Source organism: Saccharopolyspora gloriosae (assembly GCF_014203325.1).
In the GTDB taxonomy this organism is placed as follows: domain Bacteria; phylum Actinomycetota; class Actinomycetes; order Mycobacteriales; family Pseudonocardiaceae; genus Saccharopolyspora_C; species Saccharopolyspora_C gloriosae.
Genome location: NZ_JACHIV010000001.1, coordinates 995027 through 1019943 on the forward strand (window position 1 = coordinate 995027; position 24917 = coordinate 1019943).

The 24917-nt window shown below is 69.8% G+C and carries 24 protein-coding genes; 17 read left to right on the plus strand and 7 right to left on the minus strand.

The features are described from left to right. The first annotated feature begins 175 nt into the window (after positions 1–175). Positions 176–1042 carry an alpha/beta hydrolase gene (locus BJ969_RS04695; RefSeq protein WP_246456678.1) on the plus strand — a complete coding sequence of 289 codons (867 nt, stop codon included), beginning with the start codon at positions 176–178 and terminating at the stop codon, positions 1040–1042. A gap of 221 nt (positions 1043–1263) precedes the next feature. Here the strand turns inward: BJ969_RS04695 and fdhD are convergent, their stop codons facing one another. Further along, entirely contained in the window at positions 1264–2109 is an 846-nt protein-coding gene (gene fdhD / locus BJ969_RS04700) for a formate dehydrogenase accessory sulfurtransferase FdhD (protein WP_184477641.1), read from the minus strand. A 256-nt stretch (positions 2110–2365) separates the two neighbouring features. Here fdhD and BJ969_RS04705 point away from each other — a divergent pair, with 256 nt between their 5' ends. Together BJ969_RS04705 and BJ969_RS04710 are read left to right on the plus strand one after the other, a co-directional pair. After that, positions 2366–2965, plus strand: coding sequence for a YwqG family protein (locus BJ969_RS04705; RefSeq protein ID WP_184477643.1), 600 nt, complete (start codon positions 2366–2368; stop codon positions 2963–2965). A gap of 57 nt (positions 2966–3022) precedes the next feature. Continuing rightward, a complete protein-coding gene (locus tag BJ969_RS04710) occupies positions 3023–3607 on the plus strand; it encodes a DNA polymerase ligase N-terminal domain-containing protein (RefSeq protein ID WP_184477645.1) in 585 nt (194 codons plus the stop codon). A gap of 229 nt (positions 3608–3836) precedes the next feature. Here the strand turns inward: BJ969_RS04710 and BJ969_RS04715 are convergent, their stop codons facing one another. The 3 genes from BJ969_RS04715 to BJ969_RS04725 all read right to left on the minus strand — a co-directional run bounded on the left by BJ969_RS04715 (position 3837) and on the right by BJ969_RS04725 (position 8886). Next, a complete protein-coding gene (locus BJ969_RS04715) occupies positions 3837–4334 on the minus strand; it encodes an NUDIX domain-containing protein (protein WP_184477646.1) in 498 nt (165 codons plus the stop codon). Further along, entirely contained in the window at positions 4331–5557 is a 1227-nt protein-coding gene (locus BJ969_RS04720; protein ID WP_184477647.1) for an NsdA family TPR-like regulatory protein, read from the minus strand. The genes BJ969_RS04715 and BJ969_RS04720 overlap by 4 nt, the downstream gene beginning before the upstream one ends. Before the next feature lie 992 nt (positions 5558–6549). Continuing rightward, complete coding sequence (locus tag BJ969_RS04725) at positions 6550–8886, minus strand: FdhF/YdeP family oxidoreductase (RefSeq protein WP_184477648.1); 2337 nt, start codon at positions 8884–8886, stop codon at positions 6550–6552. A 123-nt stretch (positions 8887–9009) separates the two neighbouring features. Here BJ969_RS04725 and BJ969_RS04730 point away from each other — a divergent pair, with 123 nt between their 5' ends. Next, the gene (locus BJ969_RS04730; protein ID WP_184477649.1) at positions 9010–11670 is read left to right on the plus strand and encodes a valine--tRNA ligase; all 2661 of its coding nucleotides are present in this window, start codon (positions 9010–9012) and stop codon (positions 11668–11670) included. 85 nt (positions 11671–11755) lie between these two features. On the opposite strand, the gene BJ969_RS04735 is transcribed toward BJ969_RS04730, so the two are convergent. Further along, on the minus strand, positions 11756–11980 hold the full coding sequence (locus BJ969_RS04735; protein ID WP_184477650.1) for a hypothetical protein: 225 nt from the start codon (positions 11978–11980) through the stop codon (positions 11756–11758). Positions 11981–12093: 113 nt separating this feature from the next. On the opposite strand from BJ969_RS04735, the gene BJ969_RS04740 reads away from it, so the two are divergent. The 9 genes from BJ969_RS04740 (at position 12094) to BJ969_RS04780 (ending at position 16533) form a co-directional block, all read left to right on the plus strand. Continuing rightward, entirely contained in the window at positions 12094–12963 is an 870-nt protein-coding gene (locus BJ969_RS04740) for a helix-turn-helix domain-containing protein (RefSeq protein ID WP_184477651.1), read from the plus strand. Then, positions 12960–13160 carry a DUF397 domain-containing protein gene (locus BJ969_RS30005; RefSeq protein ID WP_184477652.1) on the plus strand — a complete coding sequence of 67 codons (201 nt, stop codon included), beginning with the start codon at positions 12960–12962 and terminating at the stop codon, positions 13158–13160. The genes BJ969_RS04740 and BJ969_RS30005 overlap by 4 nt, the downstream gene beginning before the upstream one ends. A 29-nt stretch (positions 13161–13189) precedes the next feature. Then, positions 13190–13378 (plus strand): DUF397 domain-containing protein, encoded by a 189-nt coding sequence (locus BJ969_RS04750; RefSeq protein ID WP_184477653.1) that lies wholly within the window; start codon positions 13190–13192, stop codon positions 13376–13378. A gap of 33 nt (positions 13379–13411) precedes the next feature. After that, on the plus strand, positions 13412–13606 hold the full coding sequence (locus BJ969_RS04755) for a DUF397 domain-containing protein (protein ID WP_184477654.1): 195 nt from the start codon (positions 13412–13414) through the stop codon (positions 13604–13606). A 156-nt stretch (positions 13607–13762) separates the two neighbouring features. Beyond that, on the plus strand, positions 13763–15130 hold the full coding sequence (folC, locus tag BJ969_RS04760; protein WP_184477655.1) for a bifunctional tetrahydrofolate synthase/dihydrofolate synthase: 1368 nt from the start codon (positions 13763–13765) through the stop codon (positions 15128–15130). Then, positions 15127–15576, plus strand: a complete 450-nt coding sequence (locus BJ969_RS04765) for a DUF4233 domain-containing protein (RefSeq protein WP_343071229.1) — start codon at positions 15127–15129, stop codon at positions 15574–15576. The genes folC and BJ969_RS04765 overlap by 4 nt, the downstream gene beginning before the upstream one ends. A 57-nt stretch (positions 15577–15633) precedes the next feature. After that, the gene (locus BJ969_RS04770; RefSeq protein ID WP_184477656.1) at positions 15634–15882 is read left to right on the plus strand and encodes a ribbon-helix-helix protein, CopG family; all 249 of its coding nucleotides are present in this window, start codon (positions 15634–15636) and stop codon (positions 15880–15882) included. After that, positions 15879–16307: a TA system VapC family ribonuclease toxin gene (locus BJ969_RS04775; RefSeq protein ID WP_184477657.1), complete on the plus strand. Its 429-nt coding sequence runs from the start codon at positions 15879–15881 to the stop codon at positions 16305–16307. Before BJ969_RS04770 ends, BJ969_RS04775 begins: the two co-directional genes overlap by 4 nt. Before the next feature lie 67 nt (positions 16308–16374). Next, positions 16375–16533, plus strand: coding sequence for a hypothetical protein (locus BJ969_RS04780; RefSeq protein ID WP_184477658.1), 159 nt, complete (start codon positions 16375–16377; stop codon positions 16531–16533). Here the strand turns inward: BJ969_RS04780 and BJ969_RS04785 are convergent, their stop codons facing one another. After that, positions 16534–17634: a zinc-binding dehydrogenase gene (locus BJ969_RS04785; protein ID WP_184477659.1), complete on the minus strand. Its 1101-nt coding sequence runs from the start codon at positions 17632–17634 to the stop codon at positions 16534–16536. A gap of 145 nt (positions 17635–17779) precedes the next feature. Between BJ969_RS04785 and BJ969_RS04790 the strand changes: the two genes are divergently transcribed. From BJ969_RS04790 to BJ969_RS04800, 3 genes are all read left to right on the plus strand, one after another. Continuing rightward, positions 17780–19324 carry an alkaline phosphatase D family protein gene (locus BJ969_RS04790; protein ID WP_184477660.1) on the plus strand — a complete coding sequence of 515 codons (1545 nt, stop codon included), beginning with the start codon at positions 17780–17782 and terminating at the stop codon, positions 19322–19324. 194 nt (positions 19325–19518) lie between these two features. Then, a complete protein-coding gene (gene ndk / locus BJ969_RS04795) occupies positions 19519–19929 on the plus strand; it encodes a nucleoside-diphosphate kinase (protein ID WP_184477661.1) in 411 nt (136 codons plus the stop codon). A gap of 322 nt (positions 19930–20251) precedes the next feature. Continuing rightward, entirely contained in the window at positions 20252–22207 is a 1956-nt protein-coding gene (locus BJ969_RS04800; RefSeq protein WP_184477662.1) for a TIGR03960 family B12-binding radical SAM protein, read from the plus strand. Between the two features lie 235 nt (positions 22208–22442). Here the strand turns inward: BJ969_RS04800 and BJ969_RS04805 are convergent, their stop codons facing one another. Beyond that, complete coding sequence (locus BJ969_RS04805) at positions 22443–23759, minus strand: S8 family peptidase (protein ID WP_246456679.1); 1317 nt, start codon at positions 23757–23759, stop codon at positions 22443–22445. Positions 23760–24066: 307 nt separating this feature from the next. On the opposite strand from BJ969_RS04805, the gene BJ969_RS04810 reads away from it, so the two are divergent. After that, positions 24067–24861, plus strand: a complete 795-nt coding sequence (locus BJ969_RS04810; RefSeq protein WP_184484803.1) for a TIGR03936 family radical SAM-associated protein — start codon at positions 24067–24069, stop codon at positions 24859–24861. The last annotated feature ends 56 nt before the right edge of the window (positions 24862–24917 follow it).

A 24917-nucleotide genomic window follows, 5' to 3' on the forward strand; every position in this document is an offset into this window, starting at 1 on the left:
GCGCTCACAGGTCGCGCGATCACAAGACGGTCCACCCGGGATTCCTGGTTCGGGGTGGTGAGCTCTCCGTGGTGCAGGGGGCTTCCGGTAGCGCCGGTGGCCATTGGCACGATGAACGGTTCGGGGAGAACGAAGCGGAGGTGCCATGCAGCGCGGGGAGCCGCGGAAAGTCCCGATGCCCGACAGGCGGACCTTGCTCACTTCCGGCCTGGTCGGAGCAGGTGCGCTGGGGCTGGGGCTGAGCAGCGACTCCGGGGGCGCGGTGATGCCGCCGCAACCCGTGCCACTGGCGAAGCAGACCAACGTGTCGGTCGAGACCGTGCACTCGCAGGCGCGCAACCGCGAAGTGGACCTGGTCACGATGTACCCGAGCGGAGTGCCCCGCGCCGGGCTGCCCGTGTGCCTGCTGCTGCACGGCCGGTTCGGTGACGCTCGCAGGTCCTCCGGTGGGGTGCCCGCCTGGTTGAGCTCGTCGGTGAAGGCGGGCAAGGTGCCGCCGTTCGCGATCCTCGCCGTCGACGGCGGCGGCAACAGCTACTGGCACCAGCGGTCCGGGGACGATCCGATGTGGATGTTGCTGGACGAGGTGCCCCGCTGGCTGGGGGAGCGCGGACTCGGCGGGCGGGACGGCCAGCCGTTCGCCGTGGCGGGCATCTCGATGGGCGGTTTCGGGGCGCTGCTCTACACCCGCCGCCGCAACGAGCTCGACAGCCCGGTCAACGCGACCGCGGTGGTGTCGCCCGCGCTGATCACCAGCTGGCCGGAGATGGCGCGTCGGCGCGCGTTCCTCGACGAGGCCGAGTGGAGCGCGATCGACCCCATGCGCCACATCGCCGCGCTGGAGGACGTGCCGCTGGGGGTGTGGTGCGGCACGCGGGACAGGTTCATCAGCGGGACGCGCAAGTTCGTGCGGAAGGCCAAGCCCGAAGTGGCGTCGGTGAAGACCCCCGGCGGCCACAACAGCCGCTACTACCGGTTCGCGCTACCGGAGGTCGTCGACTTCATCGGCGGCTACGCCCCGGACACCGCTGATCACGGGTGAAGTCTCGGTCGCGCTGCGTTGGTGTCCGGGTGGCGGAACCTCAGCGTTCTTCTCGCTGCGGGATCTTTTTCCCGAGTGGCTCCGCCACGAGAGAAAAAGCTGTACTCGTGAGAAGACGACTGAGAACCCGCTGCGGTGCCGGTGGGCAGGGTGGTCGCCGCTCAGCGGCTTCGCCGCTGACAGGACACGGATGACAGGAGTGTCGTCCTGCCTGGCGTTTCCTACGAGACCGAGGTCGGGGTTCGTTCGGTGATCCGGTGGGTTCCGGTGTAGACGTTCATGGAGGTTCCGCGCAGGAAGCCGATCAGGGTCATGCCCTGCTCCTCGGCCAGTTCGACCGCCAGCGAGGACGGCGCGGAGACCGCGGCCAGCGCGGGGACTCCGGCCATGGCGGCCTTCTGCACCAGCTCGAACGAGGCGCGGCCGGAGACCATGAGGACGCAGCCTTCGAGCGGCACGCGGCGTTCCAGCACGGCCCAGCCGAGGACCTTGTCCACGGCGTTGTGCCTGCCCACGTCCTCCCGGCACACCAGCAGCCCGCCCTCGGAGTCGAACAGCGCGGCGCCGTGCAGGCCGCCGGTGGAGTCGAACACCTTCTGCGCCGCGCGCAGCCGGTCCGGCAGGTCCGCGAGCGTCTCGGGGCTGATCAGCAGCGGGTCCTGGGCGGGGGAGTGGCGGGTGCTCAGCCGCACCGAGTCCAGCGCGGCCTTCCCGCACACCCCGCAGGACGAGGTGGTGTAGAAGTTGCGCTCGATCGAGGTGTCCGGCGGTTCGACGCCGGGCGCGAGCAGCACGTCGAGCACGTTGTAGGTGTTGCGCCCGTCCGGTCCGGGGCTGTCGCAGTAGCGGGCGCTGCGCACGTCCTCCCGGTCTGCGATGACGCTCTCGGTGAGCAGGAAGCCGTGGGCGAGCTCGATGTCGTTGCCGGGGGTGCGCATCGTGACCGACAGCGCCCGGCCGTCGATGCGGATCTCCAGCGGCTCCTCGGCGGCCAGGGTGTCCGGCCGGGTGCGGGACCCGTTCTCGGTCACGCGGAGCACTGGTCGGCGGACGGTGACTCGTCCCATCGCGGCCTCCTCGGTCGGCGCTGCTCGGATGCCGTGGACCAGTATGCGCCGCCTGCGGTGGCCTCCAGCGGGTGCGGTCCGGGCGTCGGATCGGAGCGGTGGGCTGATCGGGTCGTGCTGCTCCATTCGGGTGTGAGGTGGGTGTGCTCGCGCGGAACCTTCCGGATCGGTCGGTGCGGGTCGCTAGGGTCTCGCCCGGAAAGCCGGATGCGCGCGGTGCGCCCGCGCAACCCCGCCAGCAACAGCAAGGACCTCGATGCCCGACAGCAGTGCACAACCCCGCCTGAGCCTCCGCTTCGTCGAGTCGGACGTGCCCATCCAGGAACCCGTCACGAAGTTCGGCGGCCAACCGGTGTGGCTGCAGGCCCCGGCGTGGCCGATGTCCGCGGCCCTCGGCAGGCCGATGCGCTTCCTCGGGCAGATCCGGCTGCCCGGCGAGCAGGTGCGGCTGGCGTACCTGTTCCTGACCGAGGACTACCCGGAGGACGACGAGGACGTCGTGGACACCTTCGAGCCCGACGGCGGGGAGAACGCGTTCTTCGCGCAGCCCGGTGAGCCCGCGGGGTTCTACCCGGTCGCGACCATCGCGAAGGGGCCGACGTTCGGCCCGGACCACCGGGTGGAGACCGAGCCGTTCGACGGTGAGGTCGACGTGGACGACTTCGCCACCAGGCTTTTCGGCGCTCCCCAGTGGTTGCAGGGCGACGAGTCGCCCGGCGAGCCGTTCCGGTTCATCGGCCAGTTCGACACCGCGGGCGACCTGCCGTTCGACGTGAACTTCGGCGATGCCGGGGTGGGGTACGCGTTCCTCGACGAGTCCACCGGGCAGGGGCGCTTCCTCTGGCAGTGCAGCTGATCGCCGCGGCCGGAGCCGCCGGGTGTGGTCGCTGGCCGCACCGGGTACGGCTCCGGCATGGCACGAGACCGGCTCGACGAGTACCGGGGCAAGCGGGACCTGGCGAAGTCGGGCGAACCGTCCGGTGGGGCCGCGGCAGCGCGCTCGCGCTTCGTGGTGCAGCGCCACGAAGCGTCGACGACGCACTTCGACTTCCGGTTGGAGGTCGGTGACGTCCTCAAGTCGTGGGCGGTGCCGAAGGGGCCGTCGACGGATCCGGGGCAGAAGCGGCTAGCCACCCCCACCGAGGACCATCCGCTGGACTACGCGTCCTTCGAGGGCGTCATCCCGGAGGGATACGGGGCGGGCACCGTCGTCGTGTGGGACACCGGGACGTACCGGAACCTGACCGAGCACCGCGGCACGCCGATCGACGTGGCCGACGCGCTCGAACGCGGGCACGTGAAGGTGCGGCTGGACGGCTCGAAGCTCACCGGCGCCTTCGCGCTGACCCGCACGCCGATGCGCGGCCGGGAGCAGTGGCTGCTGGTGAAGGTCGACGACGAAGGCGCCGACCGCGGCGGCGATCCGGCTCGCCCGGAGTCGGTGCTCAGCGGGCGCACCAACGACGACCTCGCCGCCGACGCCGACCGGGAGCGCTGAGCCCGGCGGACGACGCGCAACCGTGGAGGTCGAGCGCAGGAGCTTCGAACTCGCCCACCCGGACAAGGTGCTGTACCCGACGCGCGCTCCGAGCGGGACGTCGCCGGTACTACCGGCGGATCGCCCCCTCGGACGGCGTGGGTTCGGAGGCCCGGAAAGCCGATCCCTGGGCCGATCTGCGCGAGCACCGCGCCGACTTCGGGCGGCTGCCGGAGTCGGCGGGCTCGGATCACTCGACGTAGGAAGTGCGGTCCGAGTGCAGGGCGTGCTGCGCCCGGCGCAGCCGGTCGTACATGTCGGGCCGCAACAGCGTCCTCGCCTGCACGGCCGGGACGAACCGGAAGCGGGTGATCTCCGGATCCGAGATCCGCAGCGCCTCGACGCTGTCCGGGTGCAGCCGCCCGCCGTCGAAGATGAACAGCAGCTGGTCGTCCCACGGGCCGTGCGGACGGACCCAGTCGATCAGCAGCGGACGGCCGACCGACAGGTCCAGGCCCAGCTCCTCGTTCACCTCGCGCACCGCGGCGCGGCGAGGTGATTCGTTCGCCTCGGCCATCCCGCCGGGCAGGTCCCAGAAGTCCTTGTAGCTCGGGTCGACCAGCAGCACGTGGTCGTGCCGGTCGCGCACCAGCACGTCGGCGGCGACCCGCTTGCGGGCCTGCCGGGCGTTGCCCTGCGCGAGGTGGGCGTCCTGCGCGGAACTCGGTTCCAGACGCCCCCTCCTCAAGCGGAGTCGCGGAGCGGGTACGCGGCGCGGGCGGCGAAGAAGTCGGCCACGCCGGGAACCCGGTGGTGCGGCAGCAAAGAAGTGGCCAGCGCGTCGAGCCTGCCGTGCACGCGCGCCGACGACAGCGCGCTCGCCTCGACGAGCACCGTCGTCCCGGTATCCGCGGCCTCGTCGTGCCTGCCCGCGTCGGAGAGCACCTGCGCCAGCGCCAGCAGGCTCAACGCCCGGCTGCGCACCCGGTCGGACGGCCGCAGCTGCACGGCTTCGCGGGCGTGCAGCTCCCCGCGGCGCAGGTCGCCGAGGCTGCGCCAGCACTCGGTGGTCTCGCTGGCCAGCGAAGCGTGGTCGAACGGGGCGATCCACGGGCAAGTGTCGTCGGTGCGCGTCAGGCGCTCCTGGGCGAAGGCGAGCTGGTGCTCGGTGCCCGTGCGATCGCCCTGCGCCGCTAAAGCCCTCGCGTGCAGCGCGTGCAGCCGCGTCACGAGACGGCCGGTGCCCTCGGTGTTCATGGTGTGGGTGAGCCCGTTGAGCGCGTAATCCGCGGCGACCTTCGCCTGGCGCATCTCCGTCGACAAGTGCGACAGCGACGCGCAGACGTTCGCCACCAGCGCGTGGTTGGCGGCGGCCGAGGCGAGCCGGTACCCGGTGAGGAAGTGCTCCCGCGCGGGCACGTCGTTGCCGCTGTCGTGCGCCATCCACCCGGCGAGCTCGATCATCGAGGCCGCCGCGGACAGCACGTCCGCGTCGTCCTGCTTCTGCTGCACCAGCGGCATCACGACGGTGTTGAAGTAGTGCCGGACGGTCTCGTAGAGGTTGCCGCCACCGACCCGCCGGTCAGCGGACTGGAACGAGGCCGATACGACCCGGATCGCCTCGACGCTGGTGGCGGGCAACCCGTTGCCCGGAGCCGGCGGCGGCGCGGGCGCGCCCCTGGGGCGGAATCCGAGGGTGGCGTCGTCGGCCGCTCCCAGCACCGCGCGCAACGCGGCGCGGTAAGCGGCGGTCGGCCAGCGCACCGCGCCGCGCTCCCACTTGGCCACGTGGTGCGCGTCGAGGTCGTAGCGGTGGCCCGTCGTCTCCAGCAGGTAGCCGTTGACCGCCGCGGCGAGTTCCGCGCGGGACAGCGGTTCGCCGGGAGCCAAGCGCGAGGGCTGCGCTTCCCGGGCGCGGCGGAGCCGTTCGTTGCGCTCCGGCCGACGCCGATCGTGGGGGGTGCGGGACATGTTGATCAGCCTCCCAACGGATACAGAGTGTATCCACTCAATTCCGCACAGTCGCCGATCTTGCCTCAAGTTGCCCTGAACGGCCCCGGCGGGTACGCCAACCGCCGAGGCCACCGGTTGTTTCGGCACGTTCCCCGGGTTGCCCCGCAGTGCTCCCTGTTGTGCCGTCGCGGGCGTGCCGATGCTTGGAGGTATGCGGCGACGAGGTGACCGGCCGGTCCGGGTGACCGATGTCCACGACGGACGTGACCACTTCGTGGGGGATGTCGAAATGGCAGCGGGACTGGCCGGGGGGCGAGGGCAATACCGGGCGCTGTGCGGGCTGGTCGTGCTGACCGCGGAGATGTCGCGGCCATCGGCCCACCCGTGCCCCTGGTGCCTCGCGACGCTTCCGCGTCCCGCTCGCCGCACCACCGGTGTTCTGAGCAATCTGTTGGGACACCGGATGCCGGCCCGATCGTCGTGCCGCGGCACGCTGTCCCCCCGCGGGACGACGATCGGGCCCGATCGGCACAGGCGGTGACCTCACACGCGCGCCCCGCCTGTGCCGATCTCTCCCTTGGGGGTGACGGCTCGTTTTGCTATGGGGTCGGGTGGCGGAACCTCAGCTGCTTCCTCGCTGCGGGATCTTTTTCCCGAGTGGCTCCGCCACGAGGGAAAAAGCTGTCCTCGCGAGGAAGCAGCTGAGAACCCGCGGGTGAGGGCTTTTCGACGTGGGCTATGTGCTTCGCACATACAGGCACGGCCTTCGGCCGCCAGGCAGGCTTGCTTCGCAGCCCACGGCACGGCTTCGCCGCTAGACACGGCCTTCGGCCGTCAGGCAGGCGGGACTTCGTCCGCCCACTGCACGGCTTCGCCGCAAAGGCATGGCATTTGGCAGCAAGGCGGACTTTGCTTCGTTCGTCCGCTGCACGGCCTTTGGCCGTTAGGCGGTGCGTTGTTGTTGTAGGGAGGTCGCGCGGTGGTGGGTGTCGCCGCGCGACCTGCCTGGGTCAGTCGGTGGCTCGTTCGAGGCGGATTGTGATTGCCTTGGAGACGGGGGTGTTGGACTTCTCGGCTACTGAGCCCAGTGGTACCAGCGGGTTCGCTTCCGGGTAGTAGGCGGCGGCGCAGTCGCGGGCCGTGGGGTAGGCGACGATGCGGAACCGCTCCGCGCGTCGTTCCTCCACAATGGACTCACCGTCGGGGCCGGGTTCGCCGGGCCACTCGGAGACGAGGTCCACCAGGTCGCCGTCGGCGAAGCCGAGCGCGGCGATGTCCTTCTCGTTGACCATGACCACGCGGCGGGCGTCCTCGATGCCGCGGTAGCGGTCCGAGAGCCCGTAGATCGTGGTGTTGTACTGGTCGTGGCTGCGCAGCGTCTGCAGCAGCAGCCTGCCCTCCGGCAGCACCAGCGGCTGCGGCTCGTTCACCGTGAAGTTCGCCTTGCCGGTGTCGGTGGTGAACGTGCGGCTGTCCCGCGGCGGGTGCGGCAGCACGAAACCGTCCGGTTCGCGGACCTTCGCGTTGTAGTCGGTGCAACCGGGCACGACCTCGGCGATGTGCCTGCGCACCGCGTCGTAGTCCTTCTCGAACTCCTCCCAGCGCACCGGATGCCCGTCGCCGAGCAGCTTCCGGGCCAGCCGGGAGACGATCGCGACCTCCGAGAGCAGGGTGTCCGACGCCGGTTCCAGCCTGCCCCGGGAGGCGTGCACGACCGACATCGAGTCCTCGACGGTGACGAACTGCGGACCGGACGCCTGCACGTCGCGCTCGGTGCGGCCCAGCGTCGGCAGGATCAGCGCCGTGTCGCCCACGACCGCGTGCGAGCGGTTGAGCTTCGTCGAGACCTGCACGGTGAGCCCGCAGCTGCGCAGCGCCCGCTCGGTGCCCGCCGTGTCCGGGGTGGCGGACACGAAGTTGCCGCCCACGGCGAAGAACGCCTTCACCTCACCGGCCTGCATCGCGTGCAGCGCGTCCACCGTGTCGTAGCCGTGCTTGCGCGGCATGGGGATGCCGAACTCGGCTTCCATCGCGGCCATGAACGGTTCCGGCATCTTCTCCCAGATGCCCATCGTCCGGTCGCCTTGCACGTTGGAGTGGCCGCGGACCGGGCACACGCCCGCGCCAGGCTTGCCGATCATGCCGCGCAGCAGCAGCAGGTTGACGGCCTCGCGGATCGTCGGCACGGCCTTCTTCTGCTGGGTGAGGCCCATCGCCCAGCAGATCACGGTCCGCTCGGACTCGATGAGCATCCGCGCGATCGTCTCGATCTGCTCGCGCGACAGCGCGGTGGCCGTGAGCGTCGCGTCCCAGTCGATGTCGGTGGCCTGCGCGAAGAACTCGTCGAAGCCGTGGGTGTGCTGTTCGATGAACTCGCGGTCCAGCACGGTGCCGGGCGCGTCCCGCTCGGCCTGCGCCAGCAGCGCCGTCAGCGCCTTGAACAGCGCGAGGTCGCCGCCGATGCGGATCTGGGCGAACTCGTCGCACAGCGCGGTGCCCTTGCCCGCGACGCCGCGCACGTTCTGCGGGTTCTTGAACCGCATCAGCCCGGCCTCGGGCAGCGGGTTCACCGCGATGATCTTGCCGCCGTGGCCCTTGACCTTCTCCAGCGTGGAGAGCATCCGCGGGTGGTTGGTGCCCGGGTTCTGCCCCACCACCATGACCAGGTCGGCGTGCTCGACGTCGGCCAGCGACACCGAGCCCTTGCCGATGCCGATGGTCTCGGTCAGCGCCGAACCGGAGGACTCGTGGCACATGTTCGAGCAGTCCGGCAGGTTGTTCGTGCCGAAGCTGCGCACCAGCAGCTGGTACAGGAACGCGGCCTCGTTGCTGGTGCGCCCGGACGTGTAGAAGGCCGCCTCGTCCGGGGAGTCCAGGTCGCGCAGCCCCTCCGCGACGACGTCGAGCGCCCCGTCCCAGCCGATCGGCCGGTAGTGGGTGTCGCCGGACCGCTTGATCATCGGCTGGGTCAGCCGCCCCTGCTGTCCGAGCCAGTACTCCGACTTGCCGGCGAGCTCCTCGATCGAATGCCGCGCGAAGAAGTCCGCGTCGACCCGCCGGGTGGTGGCCTCCTCGGCGACCGCCTTCGCGCCGTTCTCGCAGAACTCGGCGACGCTGCGCTTGTCCCCGTCGGCCTCGCGCGGGTCCGGCCACGCGCAGCCGGGACAGTCGAAACCGGAACGCTGGTTGAGCAGCGGCAACGTCTTGATCGTGCGTCCCGCGCCCATCTGTTCCCAGCTGCGGCGCAGCGACACCATCACCGCCTTGACGCCTGCGGCGTGGTCCTTCGGGTCGTGAGTGGACAGCGCCGACTCGTCGATGTCCTGTTCGGGGGCTTTGCGCGACATGACCACCAGGGTCCTCCTCCAAGGTCGCGGGAGCACTCCCCGCGTGGCGTGGTTCACACGGCCGGCGCAACGCGGGAGGTGAGGCCCGGTAAGTCGGCCGGAGGCGGTTCGTAGAATCGGTGCGTGACACAAACCAGCGCCCCTCTCCCGGAGACCTCCTCCGGGACCGCACAGCCCCGTGAACTTCCGTCGAGCTGGAACCCGGCCGACGTCGAGGCCGAGCTGTACCAGCGCTGGGTAGCCGCCGAGTACTTCACCGCCGACGCGACCAGCGACAAGCCGCCGTTCTCGATCGTGATCCCGCCGCCGAACGTGACCGGCAGCCTGCACATCGGCCACGCGTTCGAGCACACCCTGATGGACGTGCTCACGCGGCGTCGCCGGATGCAGGGCTACGAAGCGCTGTGGCTGCCCGGCATGGACCACGCCAGCATCGCCGTCCAGGCCCTGGTGGAGCGGGAGCTCCGCGAGGAAGGCGTCGACCACCGCGAACTCGGCCGGGAGAAGTTCCTGGAGCGGGTGTGGGAGTGGAAGGAGCAGCACGGCGGCTCGATCCTGTCCCAGATGCGCCGCCTCGGGGACAGCGTCGACTGGAGCCGCGAGCGCTTCACGATGGACTCGGGGCTGTCCCGCGCGGTCCAGACGATCTTCAAGAAGCTCTTCGACGACGGCTTGATCTACCGGGCGGAGCGCCTGGTGAACTGGTCGCCCGCGATGCGCTCGGCGATCTCCGACATCGAAGTGGAGCACCGCGAGGTCGAGGGCGAGCTCGTCTCGATGCGCTACGGCTCCGGCGACGCCGAGATCATCGTGGCCACGACCCGCGTGGAGACGATGCTCGGCGACACCGCCATCGCGGTGCACCCGGACGACGAGCGCTACCGGAACCTGATCGGCACCCTCGTCGAGCTGCCGCTGACCGGCCGCAGCATCCCGGTCGTCGCCGACGAGCACGTGGACCCCGAGTTCGGCACCGGCGCGGTCAAGGTGACCCCCGCGCACGACCCGAACGACTTCGAGATCGGCCGGCGCCACGATCTGCCGATGCTCACCGTCATGGACGAGCAGGGCCGCATCGCCCACACCGGCACCGAGTTCGACGGCATGGACCGCTTCGAGGCCCGCGTCGCCGTCCGCGAGGCGCTGCGCGAGCAGGACCGCATCGTCGCGGAGAAGCGCCCCTACACCCACAGCGTCGGCCACAGCTCGCGCTCCAAGGAGCCGATCGAGCCGCGGCTGTCGCTGCAGTGGTTCGTCAAGGTCGGTCCGCTGGCGCAGGCCGCCGGGGACGCGGTGCGCGACGGCCGCGTCGCGGTGCACCCGCCGGAGATGGCCAAGCGCTACTTCGACTGGGTCGACAACCTGCACGACTGGGCCATTTCGCGGCAGCTGTGGTGGGGCCACCGGATCCCGATCTGGTACGGCCCGAACGGCGAGGTCGTCTGCGTCGGACCCGACGAGGAGCCGCCCTCGGGCGACGGCTGGCGCCAGGACGAGGACGTGCTCGACACGTGGTTCTCCTCGGGTCTGTGGCCGTTCTCCACGATGGGCTGGCCGGAGCAGACCGCCGACCTGGCGAAGTTCTACCCGACGAGCGTGCTCGTCACGGGCTACGACATCTTGTTCTTCTGGGTCGCCCGGATGATGATGTTCGGCCTGTACGCGATGGACGGCGTGGCGCCGTTCAACGTGATCGCGCTGCACGGCATGGTCCGCGACGCGCACGGCAAGAAGATGTCGAAGTCCGCGGGCAACACGGTCGATCCGCTGGAGTGGATGGACACCTACGGCACCGACGCGCTGCGGTTCACCTTGGCGCGCGGCGCGAACCCGGGCGCGGACGCGCCGATCAGCGAGGAGTGGGTCGCGGGTTCGCGCTCCTTCTGCACGAAGCTGTTCAACGCCACCAAGTTCGCGCTGATGAACGGTGCCCGCGTGCCGTCGGCGCTGCCGGACCGCGCGGAGCTCACCGACGCGGACCGCTGGATCCTGGACCGCACCGACCAGCTCACGTCCGATGTGGACGAACTGCTGGAGGACTTCCAGTTCGCCAAGTCCACCGAGGCGCTCTACCACTTCACCTGGGACGAGTTCTGCGACTGGTACGTGGAGTTGTCGAAGGTGCAGCTGGACGGCGGCGGGGAGCGCGCCGAGCGCACCCGCGAGGTCCTCGGCCACGTGCTCGACGTGCTGCTGCGCCTGCTGCACCCGACGATCCCGTTCGTCACCGAGACGCTGTGGACGACGCTGACCGGACGGGAGTCCGTGGTCATCGCGGACTGGCCGAAGGCCGTGGGCACGCCCGCCGACGAGGGCGCCGCGCAGCGCATCGTGTCCGCCCAGAAGCTGATCACCGAGATCCGCCGGTTCCGCTCCGACCAGGGCCTCAAGCCCGGTCAGCGGGTGGCCGCGCGCCTGGGTGGGCTGGACGAGCTGGAGCTGTCCGGGCACCTGCCCGCGGTGCGGTCGCTGGCGAAGCTCAACGAGCCGGGCGAGGACTTCACGTCCTCGGCGTCGTTGGAGATCGGCCTGACCGGCGGCACCGCGACGGTCGAGCTGGACCTCTCCGGCGCGGTCGACATCGCGGCCGAGCGCAAGCGGCTGGAGAAGGACCTCGCGGCGGCCCGCAAGGAGCTGGAGGGCACCGAGAAGAAGCTCGGCAACCCGTCCTTCACCGACAAGGCCCCCGCCGACGTCGTCGAGAAGATCAAGGTCCGCCGCGACACGGCGCAGACCGACATCACCCGCATCGAATCCCGCCTGGCGGCCCTGCCGTCGGCGTGACGCGGTTCTGAACGACCGGCCCGTTCGCCCCATCCCGTTGGGCGAACGGGCCGTTCGCTTCTGGGGGCATCGGCGGGGGAGCGGATCATTCTTCCGAGACGGCAGCAGCGGAGAGCTGCGCCAGCGCTAGCCTTCCCGCCTCGACGACGCACTCGAGTGTTTCGCGGCCGAGCAGCAGGACGAACTCGTCCCGGCCGAAGACCAGCGTGATCCGGTCGTTGAGCTCGTCCACCTCGTGCCGCATCGTCACGCCGGCCTCCATGTCCACAAAGGACTCGACGGACACTTTGGTATCGAAGTACAGGGCCATGCTGCGCCTCCGGGGTCCTGGTCCGATATCGGAGTTAAGGTTAAAGTCCGATATCGGACTTGTATACCAACTGATCGAATGAGATCCTTTGGGTCTCGCGAGGAGGTCGGCTGATGGGCCGAGTTCGACAGACGTTGGAGCGCCGCCAACTGGGACTCGCGTTGCGGAGGCTCAGGTCGGAAGCTCAGCGGACGAGGCAGGAAGCCTCGGAGGTTCTGGGCAAGGTCCGATCGCGGGTTGCTGAGCTGGAGGACGGCAAGAGCACGATCACCCCGGGCGATCTCGACTCACTGCTCGATCTTTACGGCGTAAAGGGCGATGAGCGCTCAGCGGTCCTTGCGCTGGCCGCAGAGGCGCGCAAGCGACAGCCTCGACGGCCCTACACCGACGCATTGCCGCGCTCGTTCCAGCGTTTTGTCGACCTGGAAGCGAGTGCCGTGGGCATGTGCAGCTACGAGGCGGCGATCGTTCCGGGCTTGCTCCAGTGTCCCGACTACATCAGGGCGCTCATGGCGGACGGCGACGGCGTGTGGTGGGACGCGTCAGAGGACGAGGTCGAGCGACGGACTGACGCACGTCTGAACCGGCAAGAGAAGGCGTTCGGTGCTGAAGCTGCGAAGGCCCTGCACTTCATAGTGGCCGAAGAGGCGCTTCGGGCGGTCGTCGGTTCGGAGGACGTCATGCGTGCCCAGCTTCGGCATCTCCGTGAGCTCTTGGAATTGCACGATGACCTCACCGTCCAGGTTCTGCCGTTCGGCACGCGGAATCCGGCACGGGGTGGCGGCTTCACCGTGTTCGAGTTCGGAGACAAGGGCGGGCCGGTCGGGTTCTCCTCCGCCACTTTCGGCCCGTCCACCTACTTCGACGGTGACGCGGACGTCGCTCTGCTGCGACATGCGTTCAAGACTCTCGCTGAACTGGCGGTCACGAGGGACGAAGCGCCGAAGTTGATCGAGCGGCTGGAAGAGGAGCTGTGGCTGTGACGCGTGATGCGGATAGCGGATGGTTCAAGAGCACCCGAAGCTCCGGAGCGAGCGACAACTGCGTGGAGGTCCGGATCTCCGCCTATGCGGTCGGTGTGCGGGACTCCAAGGAGCGTTCAGGCCCGGCGTTCGAGTTCTCGCTATCGAGCTGGGGTGCGTTCCTCGCCGAGGTGAAGGTGGCGCGCTTCGATCGGTGATCATTTCTAGCGGCATTCGAGGAGGCGTGATGGACACGGGTTGGTTCAAGAGCAGCAGGAGTGCGGCTGCCAGTGACAATTGCGTTGAGGTGCGGATTTCCAGCCACCGGGTGGGTGTCCGGGATTCCAAGGAGCGTTCGGGACCGGCGTTCGCGTTCCGGTTACCGGTCTGGAGTGCGTTTCTCTCCGAGGCGAAGGCGGGGCGCTTCGATCGCTGACCTGGGTTCGACGGCGTCCATCCAGGAGGCGTGATGGACACGGGTTGGTTCAAGAGCAGCAGGAGCTCGGGCGGAAGCGACAACTGCGTGGAGGTCCGGATCACGACCGACGAAGTCGGCGTGCGGGACTCCAAGGAGCGTTCGGGTCCGGCGTTCGCGTTCCCGTTAGCGGATTGGAGCGCGTTCCTCTCCGAGGCGAAGGCCGGGCGCTTCGACCTCCCGGCGTGACGCTCGGGGCGGTTGAGGTGAACGGACCGTTCGTCCGACGGGATTGGGCGAACGGTCCGTTCACTCACAACGTCCCGGGGGCGCGGGCCGGGTGCGGGGACCCTTCGACGTAGACTTGAGCTGGACGTTTGTCGTCGGGGTAGGGGAGTGTGCCAGTTGTCCGGCACCGAGTCCGGTGCGCTGCACGAGCTGCGCGTCGTGGAGGCCGAGCTCAACGAGCGCTGGCCGGAGACGAAGATCGAGCCGTCGTTGGACCGGATCAGGGCGCTCACCGACCTGCTGGCCGATCCGCAGCGCAACTACCAGGTCGTGCACGTCGGCGGCACCAACGGGAAGTCGTCCGTCTCGCGGATGGTCGACGCGCTGCTCACCCGCATCGGCCTGCGCGTGGGGCGCTACACGAGCCCGCACCTGCAGCTCGCCACCGAGCGCATCAGCATCGACGGCAAGCCGATCAGCCCGGACGCCTACGTCGAGGCCTACCGCGACATCGCGCCCTACGTCTCCATCGTGGACTCGAACCACGACGTGAAGATGTCGAAGTTCGAGGTGCTGACCGGCATGGCTTTCGCCGCGTTCGCCGACGCCCCGGTCGAAGCCGCCGTCCTGGAAGTCGGCCTCGGCGGCGGCTGGGACGCCACCAACGTCGCCGACGCGCACATCGCGGTGCTGTGCCCGATCGCGCTGGACCACGCCGACTACCTCGGCACCGACCTCGCCGGCATCGCCCGGGAGAAGGCCGGGATCATCAAACCGGAATCGGTCGTGGTGCTCGCCGCGCAGACCGCCGAGGTGCAGACGCCGATCATGGAGCGGATCGCCGAGGTCGACGCCACCGTGGCCCGCGAGGGCAACGAGTTCGGCGTGCTCTCGCGCACCGTCGCCGTCGGCGGGCAGATGCTCAAGCTGCAAGGGCTGGGCGGCACCTACGACGAGATCTTCCTGCCGCTGCACGGGGAGCACCAGGCCCGCAACGCCGCGCTGGCGCTCGCGACCGTGGAGGCGTTCTTCGGTGCCGGTGCCGACCAGCAGCTCGACGTCGAAGCCGTCCAGGAGGCGTTCGCCGGCGTGATCACGCCCGGTCGCCTGGAACGGGTCCGCGCCGCCCCGGCCGTGCTCGTCGACGCCGCGCACAACCCGCACGGCGCCCGCGCGCTCGCGGACGCGCTGAGCTCCGAGTTCTCCTTCCGCCGCCTCGTCGCCGTGATCGCCGTGCTGGCCGACAAGGACGTGCGCGGAGTGCTGCGGGAACTCGAACCCGTCGTGGAAGAAGTCGTGCTCACCAAGAACTCCTCGCCGCGCGCGATGGATCCCGACGAGCTCGCGGCCCTGGCCAAGGACATCTTCGGCCCGGACCGCATCGTCGTGGAGCAGCGCTTGGACGACGCCGTGGAGACCGCCATCCAGATGGCGGAGGAGACCACCGACGACTCCGACACCGTCTCCGGTGGCGGCGTGGTGATCACCGGGTCCGTGGTGACCGCCGGTGAGGGGCGAGCACTGTTCGGCAAGGAGCCACTGTGACCGAGTCCGGATCTGAGCCCCGTTCCTTCTGGGCGCTGCCCACCGCGCCCGAAGGCGTGCGCGACCCCTGGAAGGGGCTGCGCGGCATCATGGCGGGCACCCTGGTGATGGAGTTCATCACCTTCGGGCTCGCGCTCCCCGTCGTGTGGCAGTTCGGCGGCGGCGTCACCGGCCCCGGCTTCGCCGTGGTCGGCGCGCTCACCGTGCTCATGCTGATCGCCGGGTTCACCCAGCGGAAGCCGTGGGGGCTCGGGTTCGCGCTGGTGCTGCAGGTCGCGATGATCGCCTGCTACCTGGTGCACCCCGCCGTGGGCATCATGGGACTGCTGTTCGCGGCGGTGTGGGGCTACATGCTGTACCTGCGCCACGACGTCGCGAAGCGGATGCGCGAAGGCCGCCTGTACGACCAGCTCGGCCACCCCGAGGGCTACCCGCCGGAGCAGTGATCCGGCACCCGATCGAGCCATGGTGCATCACGATGCAGGCGACGTATTCTTGGGTGCATGAGAACCACCATTACGATCGATGATGCACTCTTGGACCAGCTCAAGGTCAGGGCTGCCCAGGAAAACACGACGGTGAGCGCACTGATCGAGGACGATGTTCGGGTTGGAGAGCTGCGACGCACCCAGCAGGCTGCCCCCGAGCGCGCACGATTCCGGCTGCGCACCTACGACTTGGGTAAGCCCAATCCTGGCGTGGACCTCAACGATAACGCCGCGTTGCTTGAATTCATGGAGAAGCAGGCGTGATCGCATGCGATGTCAACATCTTGATCAATGCGCATAACGCCTCTGTGCCTCGTCACGAAGAGTACGCAGCGTGGCTGGAGGATGCGCTCAACGGGATGACTCCGCTCGGAATTCCGTCCCTTGTTTGCAGCGGATACCTGCGGATCATCACGAACCCCAGGCTGTTTCCTCGGCGTTTCACCCCGGAGGAGGCCTTGGAAGAGATCGCCATAATCCGGACAGCCCCGGCCTTCGTAGCGCTGGAGCCCGGACCGCGACATTGGGAGATCTTCACCGAGTTGTGCCGCAAGGCGGAAGCGTCGGGAAATCAGGTGCCCGACGCCTACCTTGCTGCGATCGCGATCGAGCACGGTGCGGAGTGGATCACTGCCGACCGGGGTTTCGCGCGTTACCCGGGCCTGCGCTGGCGCCATCCGCTGGACTGAGCGCCGTTCGGCGACGGCACCTGATCGTGTCCTTGGCAGTCGTGTTGATCATCGGTATCCATGGCGTATGGAGATCAACAACGATGCGGTGGCGAATCAGATTCCTCAACTGGTGACAAGGAAATTCCAGCTCTCGACGTTCGAACTGGGCGAGCCGCGCGCCGGGATCGACATCAACGACAACGCCGCGCTGCTGGAATGCCTCGATACCGAGCAGTGGAGCTGATCACGCGATGTCGATGACCGCCCGCCCCTGGATCTCGCGGCGGTTCAGCGCGTCGTAGGCGTCCTGCACCTCGTCGAATCCGAAGCGGCGGCTCACCGCGTCCTGCGGGCGCAGCTGCCCGCGGGCCACCATGTCCAGCAGCACCGGCATGTCCCGCTGCGGCTTCGCGCCGTAGGAGCCCTTGATCTGCAGTTTCCGGCGGGCGATGGTGGCCAGGTCGAACTCGCCGACGCTGCCCTTCGGGGCGATGCCGACGACCACCACTTGGCCGCCCTCCACCACGGAATCGCGGGCCACGCGGAACGTGGCCGTGCTCCCCAGCGCTTCGAAGGCCACGTCGACGCCGCGCCCGCCGGTCAGCTCGCGGATCGCCTCCGGAGCGTCCACATCGGACGAATTCACGGTGTGCGTGGCGCCCAGTTTCCGGGCCGCTTCGAGCTTGTCGTCGGCGATGTCCACCGCGACGATCATCGAGGCGCCGAACCGGGCCGCCAGCTGGATCAGCGAACTGCCCACGCCCCCGGCCGCGACGACCGCCACCGCGTCGCCCACCCGCACGTCCGCGGCGTGCCGCAGCGCGCCGTACGCGGTCATCGTCGAGCAGCCGACCGAAGCCACATCGGCCAATTCCACCTCGTCCGGCACCCGGTACACCGAAGTCGCCGGAGTGACCGAACGCTCCGCGAGGCCGCCCATCGAGTACATCCACACCGGCTCGCCGCCCGGCCGGAACAACCGGGTCTGCCCGTCGTAGAGCAGGCCCTTCGCCCGGTTGTGCGCGAAGAACTCCAAGCAGATCTCCGAATTCCCGCGCGTGCACTGGGCGCAACGGCCGCACGGCATGATGAAGCTGGTCACCACCCGGTCGCCGACGCGCACCCCGCTCACTTCCGGGCCGACCTCGGAGATCACCCCGGCCACCTCGTGCCCGAGCACCGCCGGAGTGGGGAACGGCAGCTCTCCCTTGAGCACGTGCAGATCCGAGTGGCAGGCGCCGCACGAGAGCACGTCGATGGCGACCTCGCCCGCCTTCGGATGCGGGTCGGCGATCTCCTCGATGGTCATCGGCTCGTTCACGGCGGTGTGCACGGCTGCTCGCATCCGGACCTCCTCGTTCGGACCGGCCGGTCGGTACGGCCGCAGCCGAACCTAGTCGGCGAGTCCGGGCCGCACCAGGGACCGGAGGTTCAACTGTTCGTCGCCCGCACGTCGCCGGCCGGCCGCCGGACTCGGATAAAACCGGCGCATGAGTGCGATGAATCGACGTGACCTGCTGCGACGGGCGATCACCGGAACCGGCTTGGCGGGCGCCGGACTGCTGCTGCCGTCGGCTGCCGGTTCCACCCCGGCGTTCGTGCGCGGCGGACGGCCGGTGCTCACCCACGGCGTGCAGCTGGGCGATCCGCGCCCGGACGGGGTCGTGGTGTGGACCCGCGCGGACCGGCCCTCCCGGATGGTCGTGGAGGTCGCGCGGGACGCGGGCTTCCGCGACGCGCGGCGGGTCCGCGGGCCGCTGCTCACCCCGGACACCGACGGCACGGGGAAGCTGCTGCTCGACCGGCTCGCCCCGGGGCAGCGGTTCCACTACCGCGTCAGCGCCGAAGACCTCGACGGCCGCGTCACCGGCGAACCCCTCACCGGGCGGTTCCGCACCGCCGCGCGCGGACGCGAGGACGTGCGGTTCCTGTGGTCCGGCGACGTCGTCGGCCAAGGCTGGGGCATCAACCCCGACGTGGGCGGCATGACCATCTACTCGGCGATGGCCCGCCGCGACCCGGACTTCTTCCTGCACAGCGGCGACACCGTCTACGCCGACGGCCCGCTGCAGGAGACCGTGGCGCTGCCCGACGGCGGGACGTGGCGCAACCTCGTCACGCCCGAGAAGTCCAAGGTCGCCGAAACGCTCGACGAGTACCGCGGGCAGTTCGCCTACAACCTGCTCGACGAGAACGTGCGCCGCTTCGCCGCCGACGTCCCCCAGCTCGTCCAGTGGGATGACCACGAGGTCACCAACAACTGGTACCCCGGTGAGGTCCTCGACTCCGAGGAGTACGAGGAAAAGCGCGTCGACGTGCTCGCGGAGCGCGCGTTCCGGGCGTTCCACGAGTGGCAGCCCGCCCGCCGCGTCGACGCCGTGGACGGGCGGGTGTACCGGAAGGTCTCGCACGGGCCGCTGCTCGACGTGTTCGTGCTGGACATGCGCAGCTACCGGGACGCGAACTCGCCCGGCACCACGCCGGAGCGGATCCTCGGCGAGCAGCAGGCCCGGTGGTTCGTCGACGAGCTCGCCCGCTCCCGCGCCACCTGGAAGGTCGTCGCCGCGGACATGCCCCTCGGGATCGTGGTGCCCGACGGCGAAATCGACGTGGAGGCCATCGCCAACGGGAGGCCCGGGGCGCCCGGCGGTCGGGAGTCCGAGATCGCTCGGGTGCTGCGGGAGATCAGCCGCCGCCAGGTGCGCAACGTGGTCTGGCTGACCGCGGACGTGCACTACAGCGCCGCCAACCACTACTCGCCGGAACGCGCCGCGTTCACCGGGTTCGACCCGTTCTGGGAGTTCGTCTCCGGGCCGCTGCACGCCGGGGCGGGCCCGCCGAACGACCTCGACCCGACGTTCGGGCCGGAAACGGTGTTCGTCCACGCGCCCGCGGCCACCGGCGGATCACCGCTGGACGGGTTCCAGCACTTCGGCGAAGTCAACATCGACGGCGGCAGCGGCAGGCTCACCGTGGACCTGCGCGACTCCTCCGGCGCGTCGCTGTGGTCGACGGCGCTGGACCCGCAGCGCTGACCCCCGGCGCGGCGTCCGGTTCGCCGGACTCGGCACGAAGTGGTGCCGGTGATCACCACCGCCGAGGTCACCGGCCCTGCCGACGCCGCTCGGCCGCCCCGGGACCGAGCGGTTCACCTGCGCCGATACCCTTTTGCGCAACACGGGCGCGGCGACTCGGGACAGGCCCGCGCCCCCATCCGAAGGAGAGAATCGTGAGCGAGCGCACCCTGGTCCTGGTCAAGCCCGACGGGGTCGAGCGCGGCCTGGTCGGCGAGGTCATCGGCCGGATCGAACGCAAGGGGCTCAAGCTGGTCGCGCTGGAGCTGCGCGAGGTCGGCGAGGAGCTCGCCAAGCAGCACTACGCCGAGCACGACGGCAAGCCGTTCTTCGGTTCGCTGCTGGAGTTCATCACCTCCGGCAAGGTGCTGGCCGCCGTCGTCGAAGGCCCCCGCGCCATCTCGGCGTTCCGCCAGCTCGCCGGCGGCACCGACCCGGTGGACAAGGCCGCCCCGGGCAGCATCCGCGGCGACTTCGGCCTGGAAGTCCAGTTCAACCTCGTGCACGGCTCCGACTCGCCCGAGTCCGCCGAGCGCGAGATCAAGCTCTGGTTCCCGGAGGTCTGATCACCCCGGTAGGTGCGGCCCGGCCTCACCCCGGGCCGCACCACCGCGCGGGAAACCGCCTCCCGAATCGCGCCACACCTGATCCGAGTCCGCGGGATTTCGCGAGGAATTGAAACACCCCCGAATCGCGATCAGTGGTTATCGGGCCAGTTGAAGAAGGTTTTCCCGGTGCCCGCCTCGGATCGCGGGTGAACGATTCCTCGCGAAATCTCGGACGGGCTCCGAGGGCGTGGCGCGCCGTGCCGTCCTCGTTCCGGGCGGCGAGGCGGCGGGCCGAGGCCGCGCCGCATCCGCCGCCACCGGGACCTCTACCCTGGGCGGTGTGAGTGTGGAGTCCGTGTTCGACCGCCTGGAGCCGCTGCTGCCGCGCGTCTCCAAACCCGTGCAATACGTGGGCGGGGAACTCAACGCGACCGTCAAGGAGTGGGACGCCACCTCCGTGCGGTGGGCGTTGATGTACCCCGACGCCTACGAGGTCGGTCTGCCCAACCAGGGCGTCATGATCCTCTACGAGATCCTCAACGAGCTCGCCGACGTGCTCGCCGAACGCACCTACGCGGTGTGGCCGGACCTCGAAGAACTCATGCGGGAGAACGGGATTCCCCAGTTCACCGTGGACGGGCACCGCCCGGTCGGCGCGTTCGACGTGCTCGGCGTCAGCTTCGCCACCGAACTCGGCTACACGAACCTGCTCAGCGCGCTCGACCTCGCGGGAATCCCGCTGCACGCCGTCGACCGCACCGAGCAGAACCCCGTGGTGCTCGCGGGCGGGCACGCGGCGTTCAACCCGGAACCCATCGCCGACTTCATCGACGCCGCGGTCCTCGGCGACGGCGAGGAATCCGTCCTGGAGATCACCGATGCCATCCGGCGCTGGAAGGACGAAGGCCGCCCGGGCGGACGCGACGAACTGCTGCTGCGCCTCGCCGAGAGCGGCGGCGTGTACGTGCCGAAGTTCTACGACGTGAGCTACGCCGAAGACGGCACCATCGCCGAAGTCGTGCCGAACCACGAGCGCGTGCCCTACCGGGTCTTCAAGCGCACCACCATGGAACTCGACGAGTGGCCGTACCCCAAGCAGCCGCTGGTGCCGCTCGCCGAGAGCGTGCACGAGCGGATGAGCGTCGAGATCTTCCGCGGCTGCACCCGCGGCTGCCGCTTCTGCCAAGCCGGGATGATCACCCGCCCGGTGCGGGAGCGCTCCCCGCAGGGCATCGGCGAAATGGTGCAGAAGGGCTTGGAAGCGACCGGATTCGAAGAGGTCGGGCTGCTCTCGCTGAGCTCCGCGGACCACTCCGAGATCGCCGACGTCACCAAGGGCCTCGCCGACCGCTACGAAGGCTCCAACACGAGCCTGTCGCTGCCCTCCACCCGCGTCGACGCGTTCAACGTGGACCTCGCCAACGAGCTGTCCCGCAACGGCCGCCGCTCCGGGCTCACCTTCGCGCCCGAAGGCGGCAGCGAACGGATCCGCCGCGTCATCAACAAGATGGTGTCCGAAGAGGACTTGATCCGGACCGTGTCCGCCGCGTTCGCCAACGGCTGGCGGCAGGTCAAGCTCTACTTCATGTGCGGCCTGCCCACCGAAGAGGACGAGGACGTCCTGCAGATCGCCGAGATGGCCAAGGAGGTCATCCGCGCCGGACGGCAGGTCAGCGGGCGCAAGGACATCCGCTGCACCATCTCCATCGGCGGATTCGTGCCCAAACCGCACACCCCGTTCCAATGGGCCTCGCAGTGCGACCCGGACACCGTGGACGAACGGCTGCGCAAGCTGCGGCAAGCCGTCAACTCCGACCGCAGCCTCGGCCGCAACATCGGCATGCGCTACCACGACGGCAAGCCCTCGCTGGTCGAAGGACTGCTCTCCCGCGGAGACCGCCGCCTCGGCAAGGTCATCGAACGGGTGTGGCGCGAAGGCGGCCGGTTCGACGGCTGGAACGAGTACTTCTCCTACGAGCGCTGGACGACCTGCGCGGCCGACGAGCTCGCCGCACTCGGCATCGACGTCGCCTGGTACACCACCCGCGAACGCACCGAGCACGAGATCCTGCCCTGGGACCACCTCGACTCCGGGCTGGACAAGGAATGGCTCTGGGCGGACTGGCAGGACGCGCTCGAAGCGCGCGAACAAGACGACTGCCGGTGGACGCCGTGCTTCGACTGCGGCGTGTGCCCGACCATGGGGACCGATATCGAGGTCGGGCCTTCCGGGCGGGTTCTGCTGCCGATCAGCCCCGTAGGACAAGGCTCCCCGATCCAGAACCCTGCTCTGTAGTTTCACGGCTCGTTTTGCTTTGGTGATCGGGTAGCGGAACCTCAGCGGCTTCCTCGCTGCGGGATCTTTTTTCCAAGTGGCTCCGCCACGAGGAAAAAAGCTGTCCTCGCGAGGAAGCCGCTGAGAACCCGCCGGTGAGCGGCTATGTGCTTCGCACATACAGGCACGGCCTTCGGCCGCGAGGCAGACTTCGCTTCGCTCGTCCGAGGCACGGCTTCGCCGTTTTAGGGCGGGGTCAGTTGGTCACTGCGGTTAGGGCGTCTATTCGGCCGTGGCCGTAGAAGCCGTTGTAGGTGGCGTAGCCGCGGCAGAGGGCGTCTTGGGCGCCGTCGGTGTTGAGGTCGTAGTCGCGCGGGCAGGTCAGGGGGCGTGCCGCTGCTCGGAGCATGCGGCTCAGGTCCGCCGCGCCCGCCTCCGGATGTCGTGCCGCCAGCAACGCCGCCACCCCGGCCACGTGCGGGGCCGCCATCGAAGTGCCGCAGGTCGAGCGGTACCCGCCCGGGACCGTGGAACGCACGCAGCCGCCGATGTGCTGCTCGCCGCCCGGTGCGGCGACGTCCACCGCGCCTAAGCCGTACGAGCTGTAACCGGCCTTCACCGAGTCCGGGCCGACCGCGGCGACCGACACCACCCCGTCCAGGTCCGTCGGCACCGCGTCGCACACCGCGCGCTGCTGCACGGGGACCGCGGTGAGGTCGGTCCGCTCGTTGCCCACCGCCGCAACGGTGAGCACGTCCTGTTCCGTCGCGTGGGCCACCGCCCGGCGCACCGCCTCCCGCGGCACCGGCGACCCGGCGCGGGTGCAGCCCAGCTGCGCGGACTCCACCAGGAAGCTGCTGTTGACCACGTCGATGTCGTGCTCGGCGGCCCACATGAACCCGCACACCGCCGACTCCGGGTGCACGTAGCCGCCACCGTTGACCACGCGGACCGACGCGATCCGCGACGCCGGAGCCACCCCGGTGACGCCGTGGCCGTCGTCGGCGGCGGCGATGATGCCCGCGACGTGCGTGCCGTGCGCATCGCCCTCCGGCAGGGCGGTCAGCTCCGGGTCCTCCGGGGTGAGGCAGTTCGCCGACCGCTCCGGGTCCAGCGCCGCCGCCAGCTCCGGGTGCGCCGCGTCGACCCCGGAATCCAGCACGCCGACGACCACGTCCGCACTGCCGCGGGTGATCGCGTGCGCCTCCTGCGCCCGGATCTGGCGCAGGTTCCACTGATCGTCCTGAGCGGGCCGCTCCTCGGACTCGGCGTTCTGGCTCTCACCGGCCGCGATCCGGTCGGCGCGCACCTGCCGCTCGGCGCTGTAGGCGCGGTCCGGACCCATCCGGAGCCCGAAACCGGGATCCGCCGAGTCGACGACGCCGACCCCGATCTGCCCGTAGTACGCCGCCATCGAGCCGCACTGCGCCGCCGTCTCACCAGCGGCCGAAGCACGCGGGAGCCCGGGTTCGAACAGCACGACGTAGCGCGTGTCGAGACCGTCCTCAGCGCAGGACCCGGCGGGGTCCGCGACGGCTGAAGAGCCGGAACCCGCCAGCAAGCCAGCGATCAAGAGGCTCGTGGCCGCGGCGCCGGCCCGCCGGACGAAGGGCACGTCCAACCTCCCACGTGGCCGGGCGAACGCCCGATGCTCGCGACGGTAGCCACCGCGCACCGGGAGGAACAAGGGCCGGAAGAACATACCGCGCGGTGCTCGACGGTCGGAGCGGAACCAGGCGGTACCGTCGTGGCACGGCTGGTCCCGCCGGATCGGGGGCGGATCCCGGCCGGTGCGGATCAACGATCGGCCGACTCGTGCGGCCACCTCCGGGAGGAGCCTGGTGAGTCGTCGCGACCACCCCAACCCGTCGGCTGCGCCGGTGCAGAAGCTGCGCCTGCGCTACACCAAGCGGGGACGTCTGCGGTTCAGCTCGCATCGCGACCTTGCTCGGGTCTTCGAGCGGGCGCTGCGCCGCGCCGGTGTGCCGATGGCGTACTCGCAGGGCTTCAGCCCGCACCCGAAGGTCTCCTGGGCCGGTGCGGTACCGACCGGCGTGGGCAGCGAAGCCGAGTACGTCGAGCTGCAACTGGTGCGGCAGGTGGACCCGGAAGTGCTGCGCGAGGAGCTCAACCGCGTGCTGCCGCCCGGCATGGAACTGGTCGAGGTCGTGCAAGCGGGGCCGGGAGCGCTGGCGGAACGGCTCGAAGCGAGCCGCTGGGGGATCGAACTGCCCGGTGTCGCCGTGGAGCCGCTGCGCGCCGCGGTGGCGAACCTGCTCGCCGCGGACTCGGTGGAAGTGGAACGGATGACCAAGGACGGGCGCCGCACGCTGGACGCCCGTGCGGCCATCGTGTCGGCGGAAGTCCTGGACAGTGCAGACCCGGATGCGCTGCGTGACCGATTTCCTGCTTGCGTCGCCCAAGTGGACGATTGGCCCGAGGGCCGTGCACCGTATGGGATACTCGTAACGGTCGTGCGGCAGACAACACCCGTCGTTCGACCCGACGATGTGCTGAACGCCTTGCGCGTCGTCGCCGATCTGGACCCGTCGACGGCCGCGCGAGCGACCCGGTGGGAACAAGGTCGGCTCGACGACGAGGGAGGGCTCGCCGACCCGTTGACCCTGGACAGGGCGACGGCCGGAGCTCACCGGGGGACACTCCCGGCCGGGTGACGGGCGAAGGCGCGGACACCGTCGGACCCGCCGTGGGACTTCCCGGTTCACCCAGA